The sequence below is a fragment of the Sphingobacterium alkalisoli genome (genome assembly GCF_005049105.1).
In the GTDB taxonomy this organism is placed as follows: domain Bacteria; phylum Bacteroidota; class Bacteroidia; order Sphingobacteriales; family Sphingobacteriaceae; genus Sphingobacterium; species Sphingobacterium alkalisoli.
This window is the reverse complement of sequence record NZ_SUKA01000012.1, coordinates 65,499-77,384: the sequence shown is the minus strand read 5'-3', so window position 1 is coordinate 77,384 and position 11,886 is coordinate 65,499. Positions and strand designations below refer to the sequence as shown.

The 11,886-nt window shown below is 37.1% G+C and carries 13 protein-coding genes; all 13 read left to right on the top strand.

What is annotated here, in order from left to right:
* On the top strand, positions 1-362 hold a 362-nt coding region (locus FAZ19_RS23280), incomplete at its 5' end, for a dTDP-4-dehydrorhamnose 3,5-epimerase family protein (RefSeq protein WP_136823180.1).
* Between the two features lie 90 nt (positions 363-452).
* Positions 453-1,301, top strand: coding sequence for a dTDP-4-dehydrorhamnose reductase (gene rfbD, locus FAZ19_RS23275; RefSeq protein ID WP_136823179.1), 849 nt, complete (start codon positions 453-455; stop codon positions 1,299-1,301).
* Positions 1,302-1,343: 42 nt separating this feature from the next.
* Complete coding sequence (rfbA, locus tag FAZ19_RS23270; protein WP_136823178.1) at positions 1,344-2,204, top strand: glucose-1-phosphate thymidylyltransferase RfbA; 861 nt, start codon at positions 1,344-1,346, stop codon at positions 2,202-2,204.
* Positions 2,205-2,235: 31 nt separating this feature from the next.
* On the top strand, positions 2,236-2,787 hold the full coding sequence (locus tag FAZ19_RS23265) for a serine O-acetyltransferase (RefSeq protein ID WP_136823177.1): 552 nt from the start codon (positions 2,236-2,238) through the stop codon (positions 2,785-2,787).
* A gap of 11 nt (positions 2,788-2,798) precedes the next feature.
* On the top strand, positions 2,799-4,043 hold the full coding sequence (gene murA / locus FAZ19_RS23260) for a UDP-N-acetylglucosamine 1-carboxyvinyltransferase (RefSeq protein ID WP_136823176.1): 1,245 nt from the start codon (positions 2,799-2,801) through the stop codon (positions 4,041-4,043).
* A 2-nt stretch (positions 4,044-4,045) separates the two neighbouring features.
* The gene (locus FAZ19_RS23255; RefSeq protein WP_136823175.1) at positions 4,046-4,585 is read left to right on the top strand and encodes a serine O-acetyltransferase; all 540 of its coding nucleotides are present in this window, start codon (positions 4,046-4,048) and stop codon (positions 4,583-4,585) included.
* The gene (locus tag FAZ19_RS23250; RefSeq protein ID WP_136823174.1) at positions 4,582-5,880 is read left to right on the top strand and encodes an oligosaccharide flippase family protein; all 1,299 of its coding nucleotides are present in this window, start codon (positions 4,582-4,584) and stop codon (positions 5,878-5,880) included. The genes FAZ19_RS23255 and FAZ19_RS23250 overlap by 4 nt, the downstream gene beginning before the upstream one ends.
* Entirely contained in the window at positions 5,877-6,731 is an 855-nt protein-coding gene (gene murB / locus FAZ19_RS23245; protein ID WP_136823173.1) for a UDP-N-acetylmuramate dehydrogenase, read from the top strand. Before FAZ19_RS23250 ends, murB begins: the two co-directional genes overlap by 4 nt.
* A gap of 1 nt (position 6,732) precedes the next feature.
* Positions 6,733-7,659, top strand: a complete 927-nt coding sequence (locus tag FAZ19_RS23240; RefSeq protein ID WP_136823172.1) for a glycosyltransferase — start codon at positions 6,733-6,735, stop codon at positions 7,657-7,659.
* A gap of 18 nt (positions 7,660-7,677) precedes the next feature.
* Complete coding sequence (gene wzy, locus FAZ19_RS23235) at positions 7,678-9,138, top strand: O-antigen polysaccharide polymerase Wzy (RefSeq protein ID WP_136823171.1); 1,461 nt, start codon at positions 7,678-7,680, stop codon at positions 9,136-9,138.
* Positions 9,135-9,695 (top strand): serine O-acetyltransferase, encoded by a 561-nt coding sequence (locus FAZ19_RS23230; protein WP_136823170.1) that lies wholly within the window; start codon positions 9,135-9,137, stop codon positions 9,693-9,695. Before wzy ends, FAZ19_RS23230 begins: the two co-directional genes overlap by 4 nt.
* Before the next feature lie 16 nt (positions 9,696-9,711).
* Positions 9,712-10,782, top strand: a complete 1,071-nt coding sequence (locus tag FAZ19_RS23225; RefSeq protein ID WP_169305761.1) for a glycosyltransferase family 4 protein — start codon at positions 9,712-9,714, stop codon at positions 10,780-10,782.
* Complete coding sequence (locus tag FAZ19_RS23220; protein ID WP_136823168.1) at positions 10,782-11,879, top strand: glycosyltransferase family 4 protein; 1,098 nt, start codon at positions 10,782-10,784, stop codon at positions 11,877-11,879. Before FAZ19_RS23225 ends, FAZ19_RS23220 begins: the two co-directional genes overlap by 1 nt.
* The last annotated feature ends 7 nt before the right edge of the window (positions 11,880-11,886 follow it).

Genomic DNA, 11,886 nt, shown 5'->3' with positions numbered 1-11,886 from the left:
ATGCACAGGCAGGGGAGCATGCACAGGCGAAGCTGGTACGTGTAATGGAGGGAACGGTTATTGACGTTGCGGTCGATGCGCGGCCCGGTTCGGAAACCTTTGGCCAGCATGTGGCGGTAGAACTATCAGCCGAAAACAACCTGCAGCTGTTCGTGCCCAGAGGTTTCCTGCATGGCTTTGTCGTTTTAAGCGACACGGCTACGTTTTTCTATAAATGCGACAATTTCTACAACAAGGAATCCGAGTGTGGCGTAAAATTCGACGATCCGGCCTTAGGGATAGATTGGGGTATTCCGGCAGCGGAACTGATCATCTCGGATAAGGACCAGATCCTGCCCACATTTAAGGAAGTATTTGGTTAATCAGTAAAGGTTCTCTAAAATAAATAATTATCGTCATTGCGAACCTGAAGAATGAAGGTGAAGCAATGTTAGCATCAAAGAGAAAATCAAATGAAAATATTAGTAACAGGCGCATTTGGACAACTGGGTTCAGAACTAAGGGAGCTCAGTATAAACTATCCCCAAGACAGCTTCACTTTTGTGGACCGGGAGGAGATGCCGTTAGATAATGTCAATAAGGTATTTGATGTACTGGAAGAGGTGCAGCCCGATGTTATCGTTAGCGGCGGTGCATATACAGCGGTGGATAAAGCTGAATCGGAGCCTGAACTGGTGGATGTAATCAATCACCAGGCGGTTGCTGTAATGGCAAAATGGGCCAGATCGAACGATAGGAAACTGATCCACATCTCGACAGACTACGTCTTTCAGGGAAATAGCAGTACACCGTTGAAAGAGGGCGAGCCTACCGATCCGATCAATGTCTACGGCCTGTCCAAACAGCGTGGCGAAGAAGCCATTGCACAATCTGGAGCAGACGCGGTCATTATCCGTACCGCCTGGGTATACTCATCTCACGGTGCTAATTTTGTCAAGACGATGATCCGGCTGATGACGGAGCGGGACGAGATATCGGTCATTGCCGATCAGATCGGGTCACCTACCTTCGCCAGAGATCTGGCGAAGGCAATCCTCGATATTATCCAGTCCAAAAAGTGGGAAAAAGGTATCTATCACTTTAGTAACGAAGGGGAGATTTCCTGGTATGATTTCGCGGTAGCGATCCGGGAACTAAAAGGGCTGGACTGTAAGATCAATGCAATTCCTACCGAACAATACCCCACACCCGCTAAACGGCCCAAATATTCGTTATTGGACAAAACCAAGATTAGGACGCAATTTGGTGTAGTGGTACCCAACTGGAAGGACAGCTTGGAAGAGATGTTAATAAAAGTTTAAATAAGAAGTCGAGTCACTAGTCATATATTACAAGTCACCAAAATGAAAGGAATTATATTAGCCGGGGGTTCCGGTACACGTTTACATCCATTGACGCTAGCAGTTTCCAAACAACTGATGCCGGTGTATGACAAGCCGATGATCTATTATCCGCTATCCACATTGATGTTAGCTGGAATTAATGAAATCCTGATTATTTCTACTCCTCAGGATCTGCCAAACTTTGAAAAGTTGCTTGGTGATGGATCACAGATAGGCTGTAAGTTTTCCTATAAAGAACAACCTTCTCCAGACGGTCTAGCACAGGCTTTTATATTGGGTGAGGAATTTATCGGAGATGATAAGGTCGCACTGATCTTGGGGGATAACATTTTTTATGGATCTGGTATGTCCCAGTTGTTGCAGTCTTGTGCCGATCCAGTAGGAGGTGTGGTTTTTGCTTATCAAGTTAATGATCCAGAACGGTATGGCGTAGTGGAGTTTGATAAGGAAAATAGGGTAGTCTCTATCGAAGAGAAACCGAAGGAACCTAAATCTAATTACGCAGTCCCGGGGCTATATTTTTACGATAACGACGTTGTTGAAATTGCAAAAAATATAAAACCGTCTCCAAGAGGGGAATTGGAAATCACGGATGTCAATAAAGAATATTTAGAGCGAGGCAAGCTAAAGGTCGGTGTATTTGATAGAGGAACAGCTTGGTTAGATACTGGAACAATTCAATCGCTGATGCAGGCTGGCCAATTTGTACAGGTTATTGAGGAGCGGCAGGGATTGAAAATTGGTGCTATCGAGGAGGTGGCTTATCGTATGGGATATATCAATAAAGAACAGTTGAAAAGTATTGCTGAGCCGTTAAAGAAAAGCGGCTATGGGAATTATTTAATAAATATAAGTTTGTGAAGTAAAAATTAGCTATTCTATAAACTAGGAAATGATAAAAAGTAAAACAGATTATCTTGAGTATCTTGAAAGAGATCGGAAAGCTCTGAAAGTCATAAAGCAGAATTTCTTAAAACAATTGGTAGTAGATTTTTTCTTTCCGAACGTGATATATATATTTCAACGAAAATTGAGAAAAGTAGAGTATTATAAAAATACACAGACAAATATTTTTAGAAAAATGATTTACCTATACTTTTATCGAGATTATAGGAATTATCAGTTGAAATTAGGATTTTCAATTCCTCCTAACACCTGCGGTCCTGGACTATCCATAGCGCACTATGGTACAATTGTTATTAATGGCAATGCAAAAATTGGTGCAAACTGTAGAGTGCATATTGCGGTAAATATTGGGGCAACCGGTGGTACCAAAAAGGCTCCGTTTATCGGAGATAACGTTTATATTGGGCCTGGTGTTAAAATTTTTGGTGACATAAAGATAGCAAATGGTACAACGATCGGTGCGAATGCTGTAGTCAACAGGTCAGTTTTAGAAGAAAATACAGTTATAGTGGGGGTGCCTGCAAAGAAAGTAAAATAAAAATAAATTTTATGGATAATATATTAAAGATATCAAAAGGAAAATTGTCTGGGAATGTTAAAGTAAGTGGGGCAAAAAATAGTGCCTTGCGTCTCCTTGCTGCATCTATCTTGACTGAAGAACAGGTCGAGCTCAATAATTTTCCAAATGGATTGTTGGATGTCCAGGTTCATTTAGAAATGCTGAAAGTGCTAGGTAAAGATTTTGTAGTAGATCAGGATAATGTTTATATAAAGGAAACGAAATCAGGTGTAACCTCGTTAGAATGGACAGAACGATCTATTCGAAACACATTATTGATTTTAGGTGCTTTGGTCACGCGGTTTGGTGAAGGACGCGTTCCGCTTCCAGGGGGATGTAAATTGGGTGAAAGAAAATATGACTTACACGTCATGCTTTTGGAGAATTTAGGAGCGAAGGTGTGGGAAGAGGAACCCGGTTATTTATGTGCGAAAGTAGATAGTGGTCGACTTTATGGGAATGATATACATCTTCCTATGCGCTCTACTGGTGCAACCGAGAATTCTATCATTTGTGCTACTTTAGCAAAAGGGACAACTACCCTATGGAATCCACATATTCGTCCCGAAATTATGGATCTGATTGATATGCTGAATAAAATGGGCGCTAAAATTACGGTCTTTGGGCAGAAATGTATAATTATTGAAGGTGTCGAGAGGCTTTTTACTGTGAAGCATTCTGTAATACCCGATAATATGGAGGCGCTTACGTGGGCTATAGGAGCCGTAATCACCAATGGAGAAGTAGAAATCGAAAACTTTCCATTCGAACATCTCGAAATACCCATGGCATACTTAAGAGAAAGTGGGATGAAGTTCTATCGCGGAACGAATAGCCTAATTGTTAGAGGAGGAGAAGCCTATCCTATTGAAATCAGTACGGGGCCTTACCCAGGTATTAATTCCGATATGCAACCTCTATTTGCGGTTTATGGAGCGACTTCCCACGGGGAATCTAAAATTATCGATTTGCGTTTTCCAGGACGTTACGGTTATGCAGAAGAGTTATCTAAGATGGGCATGAATTACAATGTGGAGGGCGATCTTTTAGTTATAAATGGCGGTACACCGTTAAATGGAGCAACAGTAAATGCGTTAGATTTAAGAGCTGGTATCGCCTTGTTGTTAGCGGGATTGACGGCTGAGGGAGAGACGGTAATCGAAAATTCTTGGCAAATTCATAGAGGCTACGAGAATCTTGAAGTTAAATTGACCCAGCTTGGTATTAAATTATAAAGATGACGTCTAAATCAGGAGTTATAGCAGAAATAATTGGAGATTTACCAAAGGGAAGAGGGGCAGTATTTTCTTTCTTTCAGAACTATTTCTATAGTGCTAGGTTTAGAATTCTGTTAAATCATCGCTTAGGTAAAAGTTTCTTTAAAAGTGGAAATTTTCTGTTGCGCCAAATCGGATTGCGGTATAAGTATAAATTAATTTCTAAAAGAGGATGTGATTTTTCCTATAACTCTCATGTAGGTAAGGGATTAAGACTCCCTCATCCGATAGGTATTGTGATAGGAGATGGGGTGATTATTGGCGATAATGTAATGATTTTTCAGCAAGTAACACTTGGGAGCCATGGAAAGGCGGGTAAGGATCTAGCATATCCTGTTATTGAGAATAATGTCCGAATTTATGCGGGTGCAAAAATAATCGGAGGAATAAGGGTGGGTGAAGGGAGTATAATCGGAGCGAATTCATTAATTAATAAAGACATACCACCGTATTCTGTTGCATATGGAATACCTTGTGTAATTAAAGACTTGAAGGAATGAGCTCGTTTATAAAAGATTTAGCCAGTGTTGGAGTCTCTAACGCAGTTATTATAATTTCTGGAATAATAACATCCGTTGTTACGGCACGCTTTATTGGTCCGGAAGGAAATGGTATAATTGCGGGACTAGCGGTGTACCCATCTTTGTTTATGACGATCGGCTCTCTCGGAATAAGACAATCTACAGCGTACTATTTGGGTAAAGGGGAGTTTCCAGAAGACAAAATTAAAACTGCTATAACGCAGATTTGGATGTTTACGACAGTAATCTCGCTTTTGATTTGTTTTTTGTTGATGCGCTATTTCAGTGAGTCTGGTGATAATACGTTGTGGGTGATTTTATCACTACTTCCAGTCCCATTTACATTATTCGTAACCTACAACTCTGGAGTTTTTTTGGGTAAAAATGACATTGCTGCTTTTAATAAAGTTAATTGGATACCTCCTTTGCTCATTTTAATATTAACACTTGTATTGGTCACGTACCTGGATTTGAATGTAACCGGAGCACTAGTTGCAGTTATAGGAGGTCCATTCTTCATGGCTATACTTATGCTTTTTCGAAATGATTTTTTGAAGGCATTCTCTTTAAGGTTTGATTTAGAGATTATCAAATCGATGCTATCCCTAGGCCTGGTGTATGCTTTTTCTCTGTTTATCATTAACCTGAATTATAAGGCAGATTATATACTGCTGGACAAGCTTAGTAATGCATATGAATTAGGAATCTATTCCAAGGGATCCACGATTACGCAATATCTATGGCAAATACCTATGCTTCTTAGTACAATCGTATTTGCGCGAAGTGCAGTTTCAAAGAATGATACGAGCTTCTCGCGTAAAGTTGCACAATTATTAAGAATATCTTTTATCCTGATAGGTGGTGCATCGTTGCTGCTTTTTGTTTTGTCGGATTTTATCATTATCAGTATGTATGGAAAAGCCTTTGAAGATAGTGTGTTAGTCCTGAAATTCTTGCTCCCAGGTGTTGTTATCTTGACTATTTTCAAGGTAATGAATATGGATTTAGCAGGGAAAGGAAAGCCTTGGATTGCGGTTAAAGCTATGGCTCCCTCGCTGATTGTAAATGTGGTACTAAACGTTATGTTTATACCGAAATATGGGGCCGCTGGTTCTGCAATTTGCTCTACAATAAGTTATTGTGTAGCGGGGATCTCTTTTCTGTATTATTATAGTAAAGAAGTAGGCATACCTATCAAACAGATTATCACTTTTAAAAAGTCGGATTTTGATCCTATTATAAATGTCGTTAAAAAATTTAGAAAGCGCGGATGAAAAAATTTGAGGATTTTGATTTAACTAATTTTAATTCTTACCGTGTAAAAGCGGTTGGAAGAGAAGTTTTTTTCCCCGAAACAGAACAAGATGTTATTGACCTTTATACAATATCGAGAGATTATATATTGTTAGGTAGTGGACATAATATTATCTTAACTAAAGAATATTATGATAAGCCAATAATTGTATTTAACGGAAACTTCGATACGATATCGGTAAATGATAGCGATGTTGTGGAAGTAGAGGCGGGTGCTATGATGCATGATGTAGCTCAAGTGGCATTGGAACATTCACTTAAGGGAATTGAGATTTTTTATGATATTCCAAGTTCTCTCGGCGGCGCGGTCGTAATGAACGCAGGTGCTAGTGGGGAGGAAATCAAAGACGTACTGGTTAAGGTTCGATATTTTGATTTAGCTGATTTGCAAGTAAAGGAAATACTCAAAGAAGATATTTCTTTTGAGTATAGAAATAGTTTTTTTCAAAGAAATACAGATAAAATAGTCTTAAAAGCGTGGATGAAGCTAGACATATTCAATCAGGATCTGATTAGAGAAAAGATGGAAACTATAAAGGCACAGCGCTGGGCGAAGCAACCCAAAGAGTTTCCTAATGGTGGAAGTGTGTTTAAACGGCCACAAGGATATTATGTGGGCGCAATAATTGATGAGCTTAAACTAAAGGGATATACCGTAGGAGGCGCCAAGATTTCCGAAAAGCATGGCGGATTTATTGTTAATTTCGCAGATGCGAAAGGTAGCGATATCGTATCCATAATTGAACATGTTAATATGCTTGTTCATACGATGTATGGATTTGAATTAGAAGTTGAACAAAGAATAATTTAAGATGAATTTAAAAGAGCCTCATGTAACTATTATTAGCATTTACCATAATAGAGAAAATTATGTGGTTGAGTCGATAGAAAGTTTGTTAAATCAGAAATATGCTAATTTTACTGTCTATGTAATTGATGATAACTCCTCTGATAATACACTGAATAGACTGAAAGAATTAGAAGTTGATCATACTCATCTTAAAATTATTCATAACGAAAAAAATAAGGGTTTTACAAATTCCCTGGTTGACACAATTTCGACAATCGATTCTACGGATTATATTGCGATTCATGGTTCTGGAGATATTTCGCTCCCTGATCGTATTGTAACACAAGTGAATTTTTTGAAAGAAAATACGGACGTTGGAGTAGTTGCAGTAGGAGTAACTAATAGACCAGCAAATAATATTTCTAAGTCCGTAAGGGAATTAAAATTAAACGATTTTTTAAACAGGAATCTAATCAATCATGGAACGGTCATGTTTAGACATGACATCTATGAAAAAGTTGGTGGCTATCGACGCTACTTTAGAACCAGACAGGATAAAGATTTGTGGTTCAGGATGTGCCTAGAAACTAGATTATTCTTTCTACCTGATAAGCTCTACACATGGGTAAAGCAAGAATCCTCGGTCAGCAGTAATTCGTTTAAAAATCCGGAGCCATTTTTTCTGTCTGAGTTTGCTAAATTCTTAATTTTGCAGAGAAAGAGCCTCGGATACGATTTTTTGGATGTTAACGAACGATATGCCACACTTTCTTTTGACCCCAGAAATTGCTTAGGACAGCTCTATAACGTTTTAATTCTGAATTTAGCAAAACGACAATGGAGCAACTCCGTTGAAATCACCAATGTAATTCTAGTGATAAAAAGTAGTTCAATTACCCGGTTTCCTTTCCTTTTATTGAGAAAGGTTTTGATGAAGATTCAAAAATAAAATGTAACGCAAAAATTTATGCACTTTTCGAAGGTTGTATCTTTTCTTTTATTAGTAATGTTTTGTGGAGTTTTTCTCACAATAGAGGGATCTATGAATAAGTCTGTTATGACTGCTTTCTTTTTCGTTTTGGGAGTTATAATTACCACATTCTTTTTTTTTAGAAGAGAGCGAGCTGAACATCTTAGAAGCCAACCGGTAAAACATTCTACGTTGTTTCTTCTCGGATTTTTAATAGTTCATTTCCAATATTATCTAGATTATATTTTGGGGTTTACTAATGAGGCTAATTACAAAATATGGTATAATCATTTTTTTGTTATTAAATCCTTCGCCTTGTCTATTGCGGGGCTTTTAGCATTTGTTTTGGGCTACGATATGTATAAATATAAACTTTCAGCATACGTCAGACCACGTTCAGAAACACAATTATCTACATTTATTTTACAGATATTTTCTCTGGTTTTTTTACTGTTGTTCTATGCAAGTGTGGATCCAAGGTATTTGACAGGGCACTATGGAAATGTTGAATTAAGCCCTACAGCTGTTTATGCCCAATTTGGCTTTCAAGTATGTGTCTTTGCTACTATCATTCAAAATTCAAGAAATACCTACTTTAACAGATCGAATAGTTTTTTGAAAAATTACACATTTCGAAATTATATAAAGGATCAAGGACTATTTTTTTCGGGAATAATTTCTATTTACTTATTATCTGTCATGCTTAGCGGTGACCGAGGACCTTTAATGACCATGGCTTTGTGCTACATATCCGGTTTTTTATTTATTACCAAGTATAAAGTAGCAAAGCTGCCTCTTTTCTTAGTTTTCTTTTTTGGTGCATTTTTTATTTCTCTTCTTGGGCAAGTGAGGCTGATGAATAAAAATATATCTTTCACAGATCGGATTATTATGGCCTACAAAGGTGATAATACAACTCATGGAAATGGCGATGATTCGATATCTCCCCAGACTAAGGAGTTGGCAGGATCGGTCAAAACAGTTCATATGGCTGTTTCTTATGTGCCGGATAAGCACAACTATCTATTTGGTCGGTTCCAGTTACAGCAAATTTTGGGAATTATTCCTTTTGGTACGATGTTCAAAGAAAGCCTTTTTGAGGATAACTCATATAAATATATTGGGTCAGCTCAATTTATTACGTGGATAGATCAGGGAGATAGTCGATTCTACGGTTTAGGAACTTCCTGTATTGCGGATTTTTATATGGATCTAGGTTTAGTAGGTGTAGTTTTAGGAATGTTTTTGTTTGGCTATTTCATCCGATTTTGCGAATTATCGTTTTATACTTATGACTATTTGTCAATAAGTGCTCATGTTTTTTCTGTGGTGTACTTGGCATTTAGTATTTATATATCACGATCCACCGTTTTGTTTAACCTAAAGCTATGTGCATTTATAATCATTGTATTGTTTTTTAACAAGTATATTATTAACAAAAGCCGAATTAAATCATGACTTTAAAAGATTTAATAAAATCTGATCTAACGAGATGTGTAGGAAATCAACAAAGTTTTTCTACTTTTCTGCGTTACTTATATTCTAATCCGGGATTTAAGTTTATATTTTTCTACAGGGTCTGTGTGAAATATTCTAGAACTACACCGATTGGTTTTTTAGCCAGGTTTTTTTACAACAGATTTAGTATTAAGTATGGTTTTCAAATACCACCTACTGTTAGCGTTGGTAAAGGGCTATTACTACCTCATTTTGGTTTTGTAGTTGTAAATGGGAATGCAGAGATTGGTAGCAATTGTAATATATTACAAGGTGTAACCATTGGAAATACTAAGGGCGGCAAAAATCCTGGCAACCCTGTTATTGGAAATAACGTATATATAGGTCCTTCTGCCACGATTGTTGGAAAGATCTCAATAGGTAACAACGTACTTGTAGCTCCAAATGCTTACGTTAATTTTGATGTGCCAGAGAATTCTATTGTGCTCGGAAACCCTGCAAAGGTCATTCAAAAAGCTAATCCAACTCAAGATTATATAAATAATATAAGTATCTAAATGTAAAGTAATCGTGGTGAATGTAGTGTGTTTAATAATTCCGTCGTTGCGGCACGGAGGTGCCGAGCGGGTGATCAGTATTCTTGCAAATGAATGGTCGAGACGACCTAATCTGAAAGTGTTTATTATTTTGCTCACGAAGCAGGAACACTTTTATTCTGTTAATGATAATGTAACTATCATTGAACCTCAGGAAGAGTATACCTCTAATTTAATTAGTAAATTTTATTACTCGATTTGGATACTCAAGTTTATAAGACGCACAATCCGGGAATTGAAACCGGATGCGGTACTTAGTTTTTGTGAGCGATATAACAATATTGTTTTACTGTCATTGTTGGGAATAAATGTTAAAAGGTTTGTATCGGATAGGAATAACCCAAAAAACACCCTAGGGTTAGTGCACGAGAATCTTCGGAAGCGCTTGTACAAAGGAGCAGATGGAATTATAGCACAGACTACTACGGCTAAGGATATTTTATATATTAAAACTAAGAACCCGAATATAAAGGCGATTCCTAACCCTTTAAGAAATGTTGAGGAACATGATGTAACAAAAAGAGAGAACATCATTCTTACGGTAGGAAGAAACGTAGAACAAAAAAACCAACGGGAACTAATAGAGATTTTTTCAAGGCTAGAAGATGCTGAGCATTGGAAATTGGAGATTATTGGAGTTGGAGATTTGAGGCACGAATTAGAAAATTTAGTTGAAATGAAGGGGCTGTCCAATAGAGTATCATTTTTAGATTTTCAAAAAAATATAGATTTTTATTTCCAAAGAGCGAAAATATTTGTTTTCACATCACTCTACGAGGGTTTTCCTAATGCATTAATTGAAGCTATGGCCAATGGATTGCCTACGGTGTCCTACGATTGCCCAACTGGACCTTCAGAACTTATCGTGGATGGGAAAAATGGAGATTTGGTCGAATTAAATAATACTGATTTGTTTGTCCGTAAATTACAATTTCTAATTAATGATGATATGCTGAGAAATTCTTATGGCGAGGAAGCAAAAAATGTGAAAACTAAATATTCTTCTCAGCAAATCAGTCAGGAATATCTAAATTTTATTTTAAAATAATGAAGTTGATTATCAATACCGTCAATCTCCTAATAGGAGGAGCTTTTCAGAGATCTGTCTCATTCCTAAATGAATTGAAAGATTTTGGAAGAGACCAGTACCACGTCTTTTACAATGATAATATAGCGAAGCAAGTAGATATCAATTCATTTCCTCATAATTTTAAGTTTTATTACTTTAAGTATAGTCCAGCTTCACTAAGGTATAGGAGGAAAATTATCCGTGAGTTTTATAAAATAGAGGAGGAGGTTAAACCGGATGTTGTGTTTTCTTTCGTTGGTCCTTGTTATTGGAATGCAAAGAGTCCACATTTAGTAGGCTTTGGTGTTCCCCACATCGTGTATGATGATTATGCTTATGTAAAAAGCTACTCATTGATGACTAAATTAGAAATGATTTATAAAAAATTTTGGACGAAGTATGAGGCGGACTACTTTGTTGTGCAGACGGAAGACGTGAGGCAACGACTTGCGGAACGCATAGGTGTCGATATCAACAAAGTGTTTTTAGTGTCAAATGGCATAGGAAAGCAATATAAAGATATTCAAACTTTTAAGCGACCTGCTTCAAATGTGAAACGTCTATTAATGATAAGTACGTATCGACCGAGTAAGAATTTCGAGATAATGAAGCAGGTTGTTCCGCTTTTAGAGAACGATAAATATAAGTATGAATTTCATATAACTATTAAACAAGAAGATTATGATCAACATTTTAAAGGTTTTGAAAAAGTAATTATCAATCATGGACATGTAAAAGCATCTGAATGCCCAAATTTATATCTTGAATGTGATGCAATGTTTTTGCCCTCTCATTTAGAGTGTTTTTCAGCCTCCTATCCCGAAGCTATGAAAATGGAGCGCCCTATTCTGACCTCCAATTTGTCATTTGCTCACACAGTTTGTGGAAATGCAGCAATCTATTTTGATAATAGCAACGCTAAAGAAATAGCTTTGAATATTAAGAATCTATTTAGTAATGAAAAAATCTATTTGGATTTAGTAAATGAAGGGAGGAATAGACTTCGAATTTTTGATAATTCAAGGGAACAAGCAGAAAAGTATCTTGAAATATGCGGGCAGATAGCAAGTTCGTAGGTTAACT